We start from the raw sequence: 15,940 nt of genomic DNA, 5'->3' as shown, positions 1-15,940 counted from the left end.
CTATTTCGCTCGGAAGATTCGGGTGAAATATCGCTTGATTTCGGCGTCACCATACTATTTCATGAATACGCATTCAATAGCAAGCGCGCCATCGACCGGGCCGGTGGATAACGAATGAATTTGGAGACAGACAATGAGGCTAGGAGTTGATGTAGGCGGGACGTTCACCGATCTGCTTCTTCAGGACGATGCGACCAAGACGACATACCGGGCAAAGACTCCGTCCACACCGCAGGACCAGTCGATCGGTGTTTCGGAGGGCGTTCGCCTGATTTGCGAAAAGGCAGGCGTCAAGCCGTCGGACATATCGCTTGTCCTTCATGGCACCACCGTTGCCACCAACGCAGTTCTGGAAGGTAAGGGTGCCCGTGTCGGCCTTCTTGTTACGGAGGGTTTCGAGTACACGCTGCATCTCGCAAAGTCCTGGACGCCGGGGCCGCTCTTCGGCTGGATCGTCATGGACAAGCCGGACCCGCTCGCCGCGCTGAAGGACACGCGCGGCATTCCCGAGCGTATCGATGCCCGGGGCAATGTGACTCGCGAACTCGACGAGGCCCGCGCGATCGAACTGATCGAGGACCTCTGTGGCTCGGGTATCGAGGCGCTTACCATCTCGCTGATGCACTCCTATGCCAATCCGGCGCATGAGCAGCGCCTTCGCGAACTCGTCCTCGAGCGTTTTCCGGACATGCACGTGTCGCTCTCCTCGGACATCTTGCCGGAATTCCGCGAGTATGACCGCGCCATAACGACCGTGATGAACGACTATGTGCGTCCGATCATGACCCGTTATCTGTCGCGGATCGAGAAGCGCCTGGCCGAGGTGGGGGTCGACTCCAAGCTGCACATCGTGCGCTCCGACGGCGGCCTGATGAGCGCGCAGGCGGCGGCTTCGCGTCCGGTGCACACCGTCCTGTCGGGACCGGCCGGTGGCGTGACCGCGACGGCGATGGTCGCGCGCCGCACTGGCCTCAGCAAGCTTCTCGCTTTCGACATGGGCGGCACCTCGACCGACGTCTCCGTGATCATCGACGGCGAACCCACGATCTCCCGTTCCACGGAAGTGGGCTTTTTCCCCGCCAAGGTTCCTACGCTCGATGTCCGAAGCGTCGGCGCGGGCGGCGGCTCTATCGCCGAGGTGTCCGAGCTGACCAGTTCCCTGCGCGTCGGACCGCGCAGCGCCGGCGCGATGCCTGGCCCGGTAGCCTACGGTCGCGGTGGCACGGAGCCGACCGTGTCGGATGCCAACGTGGTGCTCGGCTATCTTCCGTCACGCCTTCTTGGCGGTGACATGAGCCTTGACGTCGAGGGCGCCCGAGAGGCTGTCGCCGGCATCGGAAAGGCCATCGGCCTCGGTCCGGAAGCGGCCGCCCAGGGCATTCTCGATATCGCCAACGAGGTAATGCTTGGCGCGTTGCGGGTGATCACGGTTCAGCGTGGTCTCGATCCGCGCGATTTCGGCATGGTCGCCTTCGGCGGGGCCGGTCCGCTTCATGCTAACGCGATTGCGGCGCTCCTTGGTTGCTATCCGGTTGTCGTGCCGCACAATCCGGGCGTGCTGTCGGCGCTGGGTTTCCTCGAAGCCGAGTTCAAGAACGAGTTCGTGCGTACCCTGATCGGCTCGATCGCGGGCATGGACGATACGCAGGTGTTCGAACAGTTCGCCGAGCTTCGCCGGAAGGCCGTCGAATGGCTCGACGAGCAGGAAGTTGCGGAAGCCGATCGCGGCATCACCTATTCGCTCGATCTGCGCTACGAGCAGCAGGGCTTCGAGGTGACGATCCAGGTGCCTGCCGACAAGATAGAGGAGGCATCCGGTATCGAGTCGGCGCTCGCCGATTTCCATGACACTCACGAGCGCCTCTATGGTGTCCGTTTCGACCTGCCCATCGAGCTCGTCGCCTTGCGCGTTGTCGCCACGGGCGCGACGCCGCCGGTCGCCGAGGCGCCTCCGGCTTCGGGGTCGACCGACGTCAGCAAGGCCATCATCGAGACGCAGCCGGGCTATTTCAACGGCAAGTGGGTCGATACCCCGCATGTGGACCGTGATCGGCTCGCTGCCGGGGCGCGTGTCGAAGGGCCCGCAATCATCCGACAATACGATACGACGACGGTGCTGCTGCCCGATCACTATGCCGAGGTGGACACGCTCGGAAACCTGATGATCTGGCCGACCGCAAAGGGAGAATGAAATCATGACGAAGCAAGTTGATCCCATTACCCTCGACCTGATCGAGAACGCGCTTCTCAATGCCCGTTTCGAAATGGACAGTGTCGTGGTGCGCGTCGCGCTTTCGCCGGTCATCCGCGAACAGCATGACGAGTTCCCGATGATCTGCAATCCGGACGGTCAGATGGTTGTCGGCCAGTTCGGCTCCTACATCCCCGCGATCGTCGAGCAGTACAAGGACAATATCCACGAAGACGACATCTTCGTCTGGAACGATCCCTATGCCTGCAAGGGCTCGATCTCCCACAACAACGATTGGTGCGTGATGATGCCGATCTTCCACGAGGGGGTGCATGTCGGCTTCAGTTCCATCTTCGGGCACATGGTCGATGTTGGCGGCAAGGTGCCGGGATCCATGCCGGCGGATGCCTACTCGATCTGGGAAGAAGGCCTGCGCGTGCCGCCGGTGAAGATCTACGAGAAGGGCAAGCTCAACGACGCCGTTCTCCAGATCATGCTGAACAACAGCCGCACGCCGGACATGAACCGGGCGGACCTGATGGCGCTCGTCGCGGGATGTCGCACGGCCGCAAAGCGCGTTCGCGAGATCTGCGACCGCTTCGGTCGGGACACCTATCTTTCCGCATGTGACCTGCTGATGGACCGCACGCGCGAGGCAATGCGCGTTCTCATCACCAATTACATTCCGGAAGAACCCGTGACCTTCACGGACTATGTCGATGATGACGGTGTGGGAAACGGTCCGTTCAAGATCCATCTTTCGATCTATCGGCGCGGCGATGTGGCCGTCATCGACTGGACAGGCACGGACGACCAGGCGGAAGGCCCGATCAACTTCCATATCCATGAAGGGCTCTGCAAGCTGTTCTTCGGCGTCTACATGATCATGGCCTTCGATCCGAAGATCATGTTCAACGAGGGCTTCTACGATCTCTTCGAGATCATCCTTCCGGAGGGAAGCCTCCTCAATCCGCGCTTCCCGGCGGCCCTGTCGAACCGTCTCAACACGCATACGCGCTTCTTCGACTGCCAAGCCGGCGCGCTCGGCCAGCGGGCGCCGCATCTGTCGATGGCGGCGGGTTACGGCACCAGCCCGCACTTCATCTACACGGGCAAGGACAAGAACGGGAAATATTTCCAGCTCATGGAACTGCTGTTCGGCGGCGTGCCCGGGCGTCCGCGCGGCGACGGTCTGGACGGCCATGCTTGGTGGCCGCTCTTCAGCGCGACGCCGATCGAGTACATCGAGAACTATTACCCGGTCCTGGTGGAAAGCTACCGCCCGGTGCGCGACGCGGGCGGCGCCGGCCTTCATCGCGGCGGTGCGGGAATCGAAAAGGTCTACCGGGTTCTCGAGGCTGGTTCGATCTCGATCCATGACGACCGCGAGGTCGTGCCGCCATGGGGCATCAATGGCGGCCTGCACGGCGGCACCTCGAGCAAGTGGCTCGTGCGTGCGGGGTCGGACGAACCCGAGCGCATCAAGTCGAAGCTCGACAACCTGAAGGTCGAGCCCGGCGACAAGATCATCTTCATAACCGCCGGTTCGGGCGGCTGGGGAGATCCGCTGGACCGTCCCGTCGAGAAGGTGTTGCGCGATGTCAACGACGGCCTCGTATCGCAGGAGAAGGCGGAGGCCGACTACGGCGTCGTCATCTCCGACGACATGGTGATCGACACGGCGGCAACGACCGCGCTGCGCGCGCAGATGAAGACGACCCGGGGCGAACCGGCTCCGTTCGATTTCGGCTTCATACCCGGCGTCCACCAAGCGGCCGAGTGACATGCCCGCGGCAGGCGTTCTACGCCTGCCGCTCCATGCCCGGAATGGTGCGGCCCGGGATGAGGTCGCCCGGAATGACGCGCCGCCTTTCGTCCGCGGGGATCTGTTCGTCTGGAGCCTTGTCCAGCATTTCCAGCGTCTCCGTCACCATCCGCTCGATCGGCTGGCGCACGGTCGTCAGCCGGTAGGGCGCGCGCTGGCCCTCGCGGATGCCGTCGAATCCGGCCAGCATGACGTCCTCCGGAATCCTGATCCCGTGCACCTCGCGCAGCGCATCTGCGCAGCCGATCGCCATGATGTCGTTTACCGCGAAGATCGCGTCGGGAAAGCGTGGCGCCGGCCCGCCGAAGCGGCGGATCATCGCGTTCCGGGCGCCCGAATAGCTGGACCCGCCGTCGATCTCCTCGACCACGCACCCTTCGGTCCTGTCCACGACCGACCGGAAACCCGCGACGCGGTCGCCGCTGGTGGATCCCTGCGGGTCGCCCCTGACGATCAGGATGCGCCGGGCGCCGGCCGCGACCATGAGCCGGCCGAGCGCGGCGCTGCCCTCGGTGTTGTCGCACTGCACGGCCGCCAGCTCGGAGTCCGAGACACGGCGGTTGAACATAACGATCGGGATGCCGAGCCCCTCGCTCATGCGAACCAGTTCCGACGACATCTGCGCGGATGTGACCACGATCCCGTCGACCGGATAGCGCATCGCCTGCATCATCACGTCATCGCAGTCGTGTCCGTCCTGGACCGAGAATGCCAGCACCTGGCGGTGCGAGCGCTGGAAGCTCTCGACGAAGACCTGGAGGCTTTCCGAGTAGAAGGGATTGTTCAGGTTGCCGCTGATCACGGCGACCATGTTGCTGCGTTTCGACGACAGGCTGGAGGCAAAGACGTTCGGCACATAGTTGAGCTTCTTCGCTGCCGCCAGGATCCGGTCGCGTTTCTCCTTCGCGATGCTGGCGCCGGGCGTGAACGCTCTCGACACGGTGGGCTGGGAGACCCCGGCCAGCTTTGCGACCTCGAAGGACGTAACTCTCGATTTCTTCTTCTTCATGGCGCGGACACGGTTTCTGTTCTCGCGGGCATTGCCGATTTCTGGTTGCGGTTGCTGTCCTTCCCCGGGGGGAGGATGCTTCATAAGCCACGATCCCGAACGATGTGCAAATATCGAATGCCGTCGCGTATGTCTGCGGCCTCGTCCGGTTGCTCAGGGGAAAGTCGCCGGCAAGTCGCTTTGGCCCGAACGATGATTGACAGACCGGAAATTACCGGGAAAGATGTGAATGCGTATTCAAAACACAGGTGGAGGAAGCCTGAGGGTGCGCTTGAACGTGGAAACCGGGAGTCAATCATGAGGCACACAGTAAAGATCAGCGGGCTTGCATCCGTGCTTGCCCTGTCGGTCGCCGCAACGGCGGCCAACGCGCAAGGCGTTGAGGACGGGATAGCCCGTGCTCAGGAACGCCTGGCCGTCTATTCGGAGAAACCGGTATTCACCGCGCCGGGTGAGCCGTTCGACATCAAGGCATGCGCGGCGGGCAAGAAGATGTTGGCGATTCCCAACAGCAGCGCTAACCCGTTTCTTAAGGGCATCATCGACCGGATGAAGGCGGTCGGCGAGGATATCGGGCTCGATGTCACCGAATGGGAAAACCAGGGGCAGCCGAGCCAGTGGGTCCAGGGCTTCGACTTTGCGGTCCGCGACGGCTACGACGTCATCAACCTGATCTCCGGCATTTCGCCTGATACGGTGGAGCCGCAGATCAAGGCCGCCAGCGAGGCGGGCGTGAAGGTGACGACGTCGCATTTCTACGACCCGTCCGACGAGACCAATCCGCTGCTTTCCTCCACCCTTCCGGTCGGCTTCAACGAAATTGGCAAGATCCTCGCGAACTGGATCACGGTGAACACCGGCGGCAAGGGCAAGATCGCGCTGGTGGTCTCCCGCGAGGTTCCGCCGACCATTCCGCTGGTCGACGGTTTCGAGAGCGAGCTTGCCGAGAACTGCCCTGAATGCGAGATCGTCCAGGAAATCAATGTCGGCGTCGCGGAGTGGGGCACCAAGATCCAGTCCTCCGTCCAGTCGACGATCCAGGCCAACCCCGACATCGACGTGATCGTTCCGATCTACGATTCTATGTCGCAGTTCGTCGTTCCGGCGCTTCGCCTGACCGGCAAGCTCGGCCAGATCAAGGTTCCGACCTTCAACGGCACGCCCTTCGTCATCGATTTCATCCAGCAGGGTGCGGTCGACATGGATATCGGCGAGAGCCTCGACTGGATCGCCTACGCGACGGTGGACGCGAACATGCGGGACCTGTGCGACCTGCCGGTTCCGGACAAGCTCAACGTCCCGTTCTACATCTTCGACAAGGACAATGCGGCTGAGGCCGGCACGCCGGCGCAGTTCGATACCGGCTATGGCGATGCCTATGTCTCCGGCTTCCGTGAACTCTGGAAAATGAACTGAGTTCGGTGAAGACCGTGGAACAGGCTTCGCGAGAAAGGAAGGTGGTGCCCCCCGGGGCGCCGCCGACCCTTGAACTGGAAAATGTTTCAAAGACTTTCCGGGCGACGCGCGCGCTGGACAATGTGGCGCTGACCGTCCGGCCCGGAGAGGTTCACGGGCTGCTCGGCACCAACGGCTCGGGAAAATCCACGCTGATCAAGATCCTTGCCGGATTCCATGCGCCCGATCCCGGCGGCGTCATGCGCTTCAACGGGCAGCCGGTTTCGCTGCCTTTGACCGCCTCCGATTTCCGGCGGCTCGGAATGAGCTTCGTTCATCAGAATCTCGGCCTGGTCCCGTCCCTCACTGTGCTCGAAAACCTCCGTCTTTCGCAGATCGCGCTCGGGGACAACCGCCATATCAACTGGCGCAAGGAGCGGGCCGCCGCGCAGCAGACCCTCGATCGCTACGGCGTCGATGTCGAGCAGTGGCGCCGCATAGACGAGATCAGCGCGGTCAACCGCGCGCTGATTGCGATCATCCGCGCCTTCGAGGAGATTCGCGAGGAGTGCGAGCGGACCGGCCAGCCGGGACTGGTCCTGCTGGACGAGCCGACGCCCTTCCTGCCGAAGGAAGGGGTAGACCGCCTGTTCCGGCTCATGCGCCAGATCGCCGATCACGGATCGAGCGTGACATTCATTTCCCATGACATCGACGAGGTCATGGAGATCACGGACCGGGTCACGATCCTGCGGGATGGCAAGGTCTCGGGCGAGATCGAAACCCGCGAGGCCAGCCGCGACCGTATGATCGAGATGATCATCGGGCGCTCGCTGGGGCAGTCGGCGTCCGTCGCTCACGAGGCCCGAAGGTTCGAGCCTTTCGCAGAGGTGGAAGACCTTGTTGGCGAGGGGATACCCCGATGCAACATTTCCGTGGGGCGCGGCGAGATCATCGGGCTCACCGGGCTGATCGGGTCGGGTTACGAGCGCGTTCCCTACCTGCTCTTCGGCGCCAGCCAGGCGAAGTCGGGCATGTTGAAACTGTCCGGCGGTGACGCCTTCGATCTGAGCGGCATGACGCCGGCGAGGGCAATACAGGAGAACTTCGCGCTGCTGCCGGGGGATCGTCCGACACAGAGCGGCGTCGGAGGCATGAAGATCTTCGAGAACATGCTGCTTCCGGATCTGGACAGCTATTTTCGCGGCGGCTTCCTGCGCAACGGCCGGATGCGTCGCGAGGCGCGCAGGCTGGGAGAGGAATTCGAGGTCCGTCCGAACGACCCGGACCTGAACCTCGCGGCGCTCTCGGGCGGGAACGCGCAGAAGGTTCTGATCGCCAGATGGCTCAAGCGCAAGCCGCGTCTCCTCCTTCTCGACGAGCCGACGCAAGGTGTCGACGTGGGAACGCGCGCCAACATATTCGAGGCCGTCCGCAGGGCGGCCGCGGAAGGAATGTCCGTTGTCTGCGCCAGTTCCGATGCCGAGCAGCTTGCGGAACTGTGCGACCGGGTTCTCGTCTTCGCCAGGGGGCGCATAGTCGATGAACTGACCGGCGCAGGCGTCGAAAAGGACCGGATCACACAAGCCTGCTACTCGTCCCTCGACGCGGTCACCGCGAACGCGCCGGGCGAAGAGCGCAAGGACAGGACAGGATAGAACAGAACCATGAGTGTTTCCGAAAGCACCACCCCCGAGCGCGGCAAGCCGTCCGTGAACTACGCGCGTATCTTCGAGCGCTACGCGTTGCTTCTGGTCTGGCTTCTGCTCATCATCGGCTTTTCCGTCGCCATGCCGGATTCCTTCATGCGATGGGGCAACTTCTCGATACTTTTCGCTTCCTACGCGCCTGCCGCCTTGCTTGCGCTGGCGATCATCATTCCCCTGACCTCCGGCGACTACGATCTGGCCGTCGGTGCGACCATGACATTGTCGTCCTGCCTGATCGCCGTCCTGAATGCGTGGCAGGGCGTGCCGATCGAGCTGTGTATCGCGCTCGCGCTGCTGACCGGCGTTGCGGTCGGGCTGTTCCATGCCCTTTTCATTGTTTATTTCCGGATTCCGTCGCTCGTCGTGACGCTCGGAAGCACTTCGCTGATGTCCGGCCTCGTGCAGTGGTTCACCAATTCCTCGACCATCGGCGGGATCGACAATGCGCTGATCATGGCGGTGGTCGGCGGGCGCCTGTTGGGCGTGCCCTACGCCTTCTACTATGCTTTGGCGGCTGCGGTGGTCATGTGGTACGTGTTCGACTTCACCCCGCTCGGAAGACGACTTCTCTTCGTCGGCCGGGGCCGGGAGGTCGCGAGGCTCAATGGCATCGCCGTCGAGCGCGTGCGCGTCGGCTCTCTCGTGATGTCCTCTGTGGTCGCGTCTGCGGCCGGCGCTCTTTACGCCGGCGTGCTGGGTTCCGCTGATCCCTATTCGGGCCTTAACTACCTTCTTCCTGCCTTCGCGGCGGCCTTTCTCGGTTCGACGACGATCATGCCGGGCCGGTTCAACCCTTGGGGCACGATCGTCGCCGTCTATTTCCTTGGCACCGGCATTACCGGCCTGACCATGTTCGGCATCCCGCTATGGGTGACGAATGTGTTCAACGGTGGCGCGCTGATTCTGGCCGTGACGATCTCACAGCTGACGCGCGGCAGGGAAGCGCCGGACATCGGCTGAATGACGGCGCCGTCTGGCGCCGGCACCATCCATCCTCAACCCAAACGATCTTGTTCATCCGGACAGGAGAATGGAGCACACATGACAGTCACTTATCTGAAGCGGGGCAAGCCGGAGACCGAACGATCGGACGACGATGCCAAGGTGCGTTCGGTCGTGGAGACGACCCTCGCGGATATCGAGACGCGCGGTGATGTCGCGGTACGCGAATTGTCCGAGAAGTTCGACAGGTTCTCGCCGCCGTCCTTCCGGCTGTCGCCCTCCGAGATCGAGGCTCTCATGCAGAAGGTCTCGACGCGCGACATGGAGGACATCCGTTTCGCCCAGGCGCAGGTGCGGCGTTTCGCCGAGGCACAGCGGGCATCGATGACCGATATCGAGATCGAGAGCCTTCCCGGCGTCTTTCTCGGGCACCGGAACATCCCGGTCCAGTCGGTCGGTTGCTACGTGCCCGGCGGCAAGTTTCCGATGGTCGCCTCCGCCCACATGTCGGTGTTGACCGCGAATGTCGCCGGCGTGCCGCGAATTGCGGCGGCCACGCCGCCCTTCAAGGGGGCGCCGAATCCGGCGGTGATCGCGGCCATGCACATGGGCGGCGCCCACGAGATCTACGTTCTCGGCGGTATCCAGGCCATTGGCGCGCTTGCCATCGGCACCGAGACGATCGAGCCCGTGCACATGCTCGTCGGCCCCGGAAACGCGTTCGTGGCCGAGGCCAAGCGGCAGCTCTTCGGCCGCGTCGGCATCGACCTGTTCGCCGGCCCGACGGAAACGATGGTGATTGCCGACGAAACCGTGGATGCCGAGATGTGCGCGACCGACCTTCTGGGCCAGGCCGAGCATGGCTACAATTCGCCGGCGGTCCTCCTGACGAATTCGCGCAGGCTGGCCGAGGACACGCTCGCCGAGATCGAGCGCCTCCTCGCAATCCTGCCGACCGCCGAGACCGCGCGCGTCAGCTGGGCCGATTACGGCGAGGTCATCCTTTGCGACACCTATGACGAGATGCTCGCCGTGGCGAATGACATCGCGTCGGAGCACGTGCAGGTGATGACGGACCGGGACGACTGGTTCCTGGAGAACATGCACTCCTACGGGGCGCTGTTTCTCGGCCCGCGCACCAACGTGGCAAATGGCGACAAGGTGATCGGCACCAATCACACGCTGCCGACGAAGAAGGCGGGTCGCTATACCGGCGGGCTCTGGGTCGGAAAGTTCCTGAAGACGCACAGCTACCAGCGCGTGGAGACAGACGAGGCCGCGGCCATGATCGGCGAATACGGGTCGAGGCTCTGCATGCTTGAAGGCTTCGTGGGCCATGCCGAGCAGTGCAATGTCCGCGTGCGGCGCTATGGCGGGCGCAACGTGGCCTACGGGGCTGCCGCGGAATGAATGTCGCCCGGCTTTTCCGGCTCGACGGAAAGCGCGCACTGGTAACCGGGGCTGGCCGGGGGATCGGCAAGGCGATCGCGAAAGCGCTCGCCGACAGCGGCGCCTCGGTCACCCTGTGCGCCCGCTCCGCCGACGAAATCGGGGCCGTGGCGCGCGAGATCGCGGAGTCCGGCGGGCAGGCGGATGTCCTGGTGCAGGACGTCCTCGACACCGGGGCCACGACCGCGGCAATCGCGGCGCTGCCGCCATTCGATATCCTCGTCAACAATGCGGGCACCAATAGGCCAAAACCCCTGGGGGAGATTACCGTGGAGGATTACGCGGCGGTCATGGATCTCAATGTCCGCGCGGCAATCTTCGTGGCCAGGGCGGTGACGCAACGCATGCTGGAGGCCGGGGCAGGCGGGTCGGTGATCAACATGTCCTCGCAGATGGGGCATGTCGGTGCGGCGAACCGGACACTTTACTGCGCCTCGAAATGGGCGCTGGAAGGCTTCACGAAGGCTCTGGCGATCGAACTCGGTCCGCACGGGATCCGCGTGAACACGATCTGTCCCACCTTCATCGAGACACCCATGACCGAGTCCTATTTCCGCGACGAGGCATTCCGGGCATCGGTGTTGCAGAAGATCAGGTTGGGCCGCCTCGGACAGGTCGACGATGTTGTCGGCGCAGCGATCTATCTCGCCTCGGATGCGTCATCCCTGATGACGGGAAGCGCCCTGATGCTGGACGGCGGTTGGACCGCCGGCTAGCGCCTCGCGCCGCGCGGCCCCGAACGCCTCCCGCGGGCGGCAGATAACCGAAACGCAGGAATTGCGACGGCCGCAGTGTCCGTCCTGTCGGGACGGCGACCCGGGCCGGCGGCGATGATGCCGTTGCGCCGGGCGCTCGCATGGCCGGGCTAGAATTTCTCATCTGTGGCGAAGCTTTCTTTTGTTGAATGAACTTGGTGGTTCTGAAATGTTTTTGGGCGGCTTGCAGGATTGTCGCTGGCTGACAGGGAAATTCCTGCGTGCGCTGTAAGGACTTTCTGCGTCTCATCAGTCGAGGCGGATGAATAAATGGCCGATTTCCGTTCTGCCTGATGAATTGGGATTGGTGCTGGACGGGTTTTTCTTCAGTCTCGAAGCGGATTTGAGAATCGAATGGTACGTTTTGTTATCAATCGCATTTCCTGGAGCCTGCTGACTCTTTTCATGGTCGTGAGTTTCGTGTTCTTTCTTGCGCGCCTGTCCGGCGATCCGGTCAGGCTGATGCTGCCGGATCAGGCAACGCAGGCCGATGTCGAGGCCATGCGCGAAGCTCTGGGGTTCAATCGCCCGCTCTTCGCCCAGTATTCCGATTTCATATTTCATGCGGCCCAGGGGGATCTCGGGATGTCCCTGCGGCATGGTCAGCCTGCCATTGACCTTGTCCTCGAGCGCCTGCCGGCCACGCTGGAGCTCGCGGTATCCTCATTTGCCATTGGCTTTGCGGTCGCGCTCGGGCTGGCCGTGTGGGGCGAGATATCGCGCAGCAGGAGGTTGCGAAACACGCTGCTCTGGGCCGCGACGATACGCCAGGCGATCCCGCCATATCTGTTCGGCGTTCTGATGATCATGCTGTTTTCCGTCTATCTTTCGCTTTTGCCGGCGATGGGGCGGAACACGCTGGCGGGTTATGTCATTCCGATCCTGACCATCTCGACCTACGAGATCGCGCTCTATCTGCGGCTGCTCAACGCCTCCTTCGACGAGACGCGCAGTCTCGACTGGGTCAAGACGGCGCTCGCCAAGGGCGTCACGCGCCGCCGCGTCGTCCTGAGCCACATGCTTCCCAACGCCCTTCTGCCCGTCATTACCGTGGCCGGCATCAATCTCGGCGTGCTGGTCGGAGGCATCGTCGTGCTCGAGATCGTGTTCAACTGGCCGGGTATCGGGCGCCTGATCGTCCAGGGTGTCGTGCAGCGCGACTATCCCGTCGTCCAGGCCGGCGTGGTCGTGACGGCGACCGTGTTCATCGTCATCAACCTGGGTGTCGACATTCTCTACCGGGTACTGGATCCACGAGTGAGGCTGGCATGAGCGACGACGCGAACTCCATCGTTTCCCGGATACGCCCGGCCAGGGGAAAGGTCGCGACCGGCGGCATTTCCCTCCTCGTTGCCCTCGCCATGCTCGCGGTTGTCGTGGTGCTTGTGGTGGTGGTCCCCCTGCTCCCCACCTTCAACCCAATGAAGCAGAACCTGATGTTGGCACTTGAGCCGGCCTTCAAGGACTCCCGCTACATCTTGGGGACCGATCCGCTTGGCCGCGACCTCTTGAGCAGGCTTTCTGTCGCTCTTCGCGTTTCAATGCTCATAGCGGGTGGGGCGGTTCTGATTAGCGTTCTGGTTGGCGTGACGATCGGTCTTGTCAGTGGGTGGGTTCGGGGCCCGGTCGATTCCCTTCTGATGGCAGTGGGCAATATCCAGCTCTCCGTTCCCGTGGTGCTGTTGCTGATCATCCTCGTTGCCTCGCTGGGGTCGCATCCGCTTCTTCTGGTCTTGCTGCTGGGACTCACGAACTGGGTCAGTTATGGTCGCGTCGTCCGTTCGCAGGTGGTATCGCTCAGTGAACGCGAATTTATAACGGCGGTGACCGCTGCCGGTGGTTCGGGGTGGTGGATCATGCGCAAGCATCTTCTGCCTAATGTCATGCCCTCGGTCCTGGCGCTTGCCACTTTTGATGTGGGATTGATTATCACGGTGGAATCGTCGCTCAGCTTCATTGGTCTTGGTATTCAGCCGCCTACTCCGAGTCTCGGACTGATGATCAATGAGGGGCAGCGCTATCTCCAGACCAACCAGATCCTCACACTCTTTCCGGCCCTGGCAATATTTCTGCTGATAGGCGGAATCCAGTTCGCCCTGCAGGGGTTCGGTTCGCGAAAACCGCCTTTAGGCTGAAGGGCATCCGACCTGATTGCGCCGGGAAATCGGGCGACGCGGGAAGGGCTGGTAAGATCTGGGCATGTCTTCGGTACAGTTCTCGGAACGTGATGGTCCGCATCCGGTCCCGCATGCCAATTGAACGCCGGCACTTGAATGCGGGTCGTGTGATTCGTGGTTTCGAGCATTTGGAGCGGGCTACTGACGTCCTCCCGTCATGATGTCTGTCGTGATTTTTCGATGACCGCGTCAAGCAGCCGACTATTTGGAGAAACCTGCGATCACCTGGCAGGACTAGCCCAAGTTTTCCTCATGAATGCGCAAATTTAAGTTTGTTGAGAGGGGTAGGCCGATTTGCAACATTTCAATGACGCTCGGTCAAATAGGAGAGTTCCATGTCCAGCCAAATGCCCCTCACGCGTCGTACTTGCCTGCTGTCTGCCACAACAGCCCTGATCGCCGGAATGGTTCTGCATCCGCTTGCGGCTGGCGCGCAGGATGTAACCACGATCACCGCCGCGCTGGCATCCGAACCTCAGAGTCTCGATCCGATCTATGACACCGATCTGCCGGCGCTGAACGTATTCTACAACGTCTATGACCAGCTGACGGCAATCGATTTTGAGGGGAAAGTATCGCCCGCGTTGGCCGAGGAGTGGTTTGCCAGCGAGGATTTGAAGACCTGGACATTCAAGCTGCGGAGCGGTGCGTCGTTTCACGACGGTTCTCCCGTAACCGCCGCTGATGTCGTGTTTACCTACGAAACCGCGATGAACGATCCGGCATCGCGGCTCGGCGGCTATCTTGGTCAGATCGAGACAGTCAAGGCTGTCTCTGATCATGAGGTCGAATTCCGCCTCAAATCCTCGTTCGCGCCTTTCGATCGTCAGGTCACACTTGTCCCGATCGTCTGTAAGGCGGCTTACGAGAAGATGGGAGCTGCAGAATTTGCGCGAAAGCCGATCGGATCGGGCGCCTACAGCGTCGAGGATTGGGCTGCCGGAGGTGCTATCACGCTCAAGCGTTTCGACGACTACTGGGGCGGGAAGGGGACCTATGAAACGGTCAAGTTCCTGCCGGTACCGGACGAGACGACGCGTGCGAATGCCATTCAGTCAGGTGACCTGGATATTGCTTTGCTCGGCCCTTCAGCCGTTCCCGCGGTCCGCGCTTCCGGTGCTGTCGATGTTATAGACCAGAACAGCAATCGTATCATTTATGTCGGTTTCAACAGCAATGCACAGTGGCTGGGGGACGTCAGAATTCGCAAGGCGGTCGATTTTGCCATTGATCGTGTTGCCATCGGAGAGCGTCTTCTCAACGGAGCGGTGACGCCGTCGTCGCAACTCGTGGCACCGGTCTCCTTCGGCTATGATACGTCCATACCCGCGACATCCCACGATCTCGACAAGGCCAAGGAACTGGTTGAGGCTTCCGGCTATGACGGCGCGCCGCTGACGCTTAGCTACCCGACCGCCATTGTTCCGCAAAGCAGCCAGATCGCCCAGGCGATCGCCTATTTCCTGGAAGAGGCGGGGCTGAACGTGGAACTCGACGGACGCGAGTACAGCACCATGATCAATGACTGGTTCTCCAGTTCGTTGCCGGGCATGTACATCATGGCGTTTGCTCCCACCATGCTGGACGCTGATCTGCCGTTCGACATGCTGCTGCGTACAGGCGGACAGGGATATACTTTCGACCCCGAGATTGACGCCCTTCTTGATGCCCAGCTGGCGGAGCCGGATCAGGAGAAACGGGCGGAGATCTTTTCCAGGATTACCGCGAAGGTAAACGAGACCACCTCCTATGCTCCCTTGTTCTCCGACACCTACACCTATGGCGTTACCAAGGGGCTGAACTGGCGTTCACGCCCGGACGGTCTGATCGTCCTCAAGTGACAATTCCGGGCATTTGACAGGAGAGAATGCGAACATGATTGAGCTCACAAAAAAGGATACGGCGCTGATTGTCGTCGACATGCAGCGCGGCTTTTTCAGCAGCGACGATACCGTGAGCAGGAGTGGCTTGGATGTAACCGCGTTGCGGGCGGCCATCCCGGGATCTGTCAGGCTGGTCAAGCTTGCCCGCGCCGCCAACGTGCCGGTCATCTTCACCCGCTATGTCTATTCGGCGGGCATGGCGGACTTCGGAGTGATCCGCAACGAGATGGACCAGAAGCGTAGGGACATGAACTCGCTCGGCTACGACATGGCGGAAATCGAGCTCATTGACGAACTGGAGGTCCGGCCGGACGAGGTCGTGATCGACAAGTCGAGGCCGAGCGCCTTCTACGGTACGAGGCTTGAGCCGGTACTTACCGCGTCGGGCATCCGGAACGTGGTAATCTGTGGAGTCACCACGAATATCTGCGTCGAGGGGACCGCGCGCGATGCCGGTCAGCGGGACTACGGCACCTTCGTGGTCCGCGACGCGGTCGCGGAATTCACGAAGGAGCGCAACGATCACGCCCTCAACACCATCGACTGGTTCTTCGGCGTGACAGTGGATATCGCCGATGTGGAGCGGGCCTGGGCCGCGTAGGGGC

Annotated in this window: 12 protein-coding genes; 11 read left to right on the top strand and 1 reads right to left on the bottom strand. The window is 62.0% G+C overall.

What is annotated here, in order from left to right:
- Positions 1 to 133 precede the first annotated feature (133 nt).
- Positions 134 to 2,191: a hydantoinase/oxoprolinase family protein gene (locus HTY61_RS12040; protein ID WP_175277025.1), complete on the top strand. Its 2,058-nt coding sequence runs from the start codon at positions 134 to 136 to the stop codon at positions 2,189 to 2,191.
- Between the two features lie 4 nt (positions 2,192 to 2,195).
- Entirely contained in the window at positions 2,196 to 3,974 is a 1,779-nt protein-coding gene (locus HTY61_RS12035) for a hydantoinase B/oxoprolinase family protein (protein ID WP_175277024.1), read from the top strand.
- Between the two features lie 19 nt (positions 3,975 to 3,993).
- On the opposite strand, the gene HTY61_RS12030 is transcribed toward HTY61_RS12035, so the two are convergent.
- The gene (locus tag HTY61_RS12030) at positions 3,994 to 5,025 is read right to left on the bottom strand and encodes a LacI family DNA-binding transcriptional regulator (protein ID WP_175277023.1); all 1,032 of its coding nucleotides are present in this window, start codon (positions 5,023 to 5,025) and stop codon (positions 3,994 to 3,996) included.
- Between the two features lie 297 nt (positions 5,026 to 5,322).
- On the opposite strand from HTY61_RS12030, the gene HTY61_RS12025 reads away from it, so the two are divergent.
- The 9 genes from HTY61_RS12025 to HTY61_RS11985 all read left to right on the top strand — a co-directional run bounded on the left by HTY61_RS12025 (position 5,323) and on the right by HTY61_RS11985 (position 15,936).
- Positions 5,323 to 6,441: a sugar ABC transporter substrate-binding protein gene (locus HTY61_RS12025; RefSeq protein ID WP_175277022.1), complete on the top strand. Its 1,119-nt coding sequence runs from the start codon at positions 5,323 to 5,325 to the stop codon at positions 6,439 to 6,441.
- 5 nt (positions 6,442 to 6,446) lie between these two features.
- Positions 6,447 to 8,078: a sugar ABC transporter ATP-binding protein gene (locus HTY61_RS12020; RefSeq protein WP_197945310.1), complete on the top strand. Its 1,632-nt coding sequence runs from the start codon at positions 6,447 to 6,449 to the stop codon at positions 8,076 to 8,078.
- Between the two features lie 9 nt (positions 8,079 to 8,087).
- Entirely contained in the window at positions 8,088 to 9,089 is a 1,002-nt protein-coding gene (locus HTY61_RS12015; RefSeq protein ID WP_175277021.1) for an ABC transporter permease, read from the top strand.
- 81 nt (positions 9,090 to 9,170) lie between these two features.
- Positions 9,171 to 10,481, top strand: coding sequence for a histidinol dehydrogenase (gene hisD, locus HTY61_RS12010; protein WP_175277020.1), 1,311 nt, complete (start codon positions 9,171 to 9,173; stop codon positions 10,479 to 10,481).
- Entirely contained in the window at positions 10,478 to 11,236 is a 759-nt protein-coding gene (locus tag HTY61_RS12005; protein ID WP_175277019.1) for an SDR family NAD(P)-dependent oxidoreductase, read from the top strand. Before hisD ends, HTY61_RS12005 begins: the two co-directional genes overlap by 4 nt.
- Positions 11,237 to 11,629: 393 nt before the next feature.
- Complete coding sequence (locus tag HTY61_RS12000) at positions 11,630 to 12,547, top strand: ABC transporter permease (RefSeq protein WP_175277018.1); 918 nt, start codon at positions 11,630 to 11,632, stop codon at positions 12,545 to 12,547.
- The gene (locus tag HTY61_RS11995; RefSeq protein ID WP_175277017.1) at positions 12,544 to 13,410 is read left to right on the top strand and encodes an ABC transporter permease; all 867 of its coding nucleotides are present in this window, start codon (positions 12,544 to 12,546) and stop codon (positions 13,408 to 13,410) included. The genes HTY61_RS12000 and HTY61_RS11995 overlap by 4 nt, the downstream gene beginning before the upstream one ends.
- 377 nt (positions 13,411 to 13,787) lie before the next feature.
- Positions 13,788 to 15,293 (top strand): ABC transporter substrate-binding protein, encoded by a 1,506-nt coding sequence (locus HTY61_RS11990; RefSeq protein WP_175277016.1) that lies wholly within the window; start codon positions 13,788 to 13,790, stop codon positions 15,291 to 15,293.
- A gap of 34 nt (positions 15,294 to 15,327) precedes the next feature.
- Positions 15,328 to 15,936, top strand: coding sequence for a cysteine hydrolase family protein (locus HTY61_RS11985; protein ID WP_175277015.1), 609 nt, complete (start codon positions 15,328 to 15,330; stop codon positions 15,934 to 15,936).
- The last annotated feature ends 4 nt before the right edge of the window (positions 15,937 to 15,940 follow it).

The sequence above is a fragment of the Oricola thermophila genome (assembly GCF_013358405.1).
In the GTDB taxonomy this organism is placed as follows: domain Bacteria; phylum Pseudomonadota; class Alphaproteobacteria; order Rhizobiales; family Rhizobiaceae; genus Oricola; species Oricola thermophila.
Note: the sequence above shows the minus strand (reverse complement) of the source record. Positions and strands in the feature narration are given on the sequence as shown.

Excerpts from the sequence above, each read along its gene's own strand:
- HTY61_RS12040 (WP_175277025.1), top strand. The coding sequence starts at position 134 with ATGAGGCTAGGAGTTGATGTAGGCGGGACGTTCACCGATCTGCTTCTT.
- HTY61_RS12035 (WP_175277024.1), top strand. The coding sequence starts at position 2,196 with ATGACGAAGCAAGTTGATCCCATTACCCTCGACCTGATCGAGAACGCG.
- HTY61_RS12030 (WP_175277023.1), bottom strand. The coding sequence starts at position 5,025 with ATGAAGAAGAAGAAATCGAGAGTTACGTCCTTCGAGGTCGCAAAGCTG.
- HTY61_RS12025 (WP_175277022.1), top strand. The coding sequence starts at position 5,323 with ATGAGGCACACAGTAAAGATCAGCGGGCTTGCATCCGTGCTTGCCCTG.
- HTY61_RS12015 (WP_175277021.1), top strand. The coding sequence starts at position 8,088 with ATGAGTGTTTCCGAAAGCACCACCCCCGAGCGCGGCAAGCCGTCCGTG.
- hisD (WP_175277020.1), top strand. The coding sequence starts at position 9,171 with ATGACAGTCACTTATCTGAAGCGGGGCAAGCCGGAGACCGAACGATCG.
- HTY61_RS12005 (WP_175277019.1), top strand. The coding sequence starts at position 10,478 with ATGAATGTCGCCCGGCTTTTCCGGCTCGACGGAAAGCGCGCACTGGTA.
- HTY61_RS12000 (WP_175277018.1), top strand. The coding sequence starts at position 11,630 with ATGGTACGTTTTGTTATCAATCGCATTTCCTGGAGCCTGCTGACTCTT.
- HTY61_RS11995 (WP_175277017.1), top strand. The coding sequence starts at position 12,544 with ATGAGCGACGACGCGAACTCCATCGTTTCCCGGATACGCCCGGCCAGG.
- HTY61_RS11990 (WP_175277016.1), top strand. The coding sequence starts at position 13,788 with ATGTCCAGCCAAATGCCCCTCACGCGTCGTACTTGCCTGCTGTCTGCC.
- HTY61_RS11985 (WP_175277015.1), top strand. The coding sequence starts at position 15,328 with ATGATTGAGCTCACAAAAAAGGATACGGCGCTGATTGTCGTCGACATG.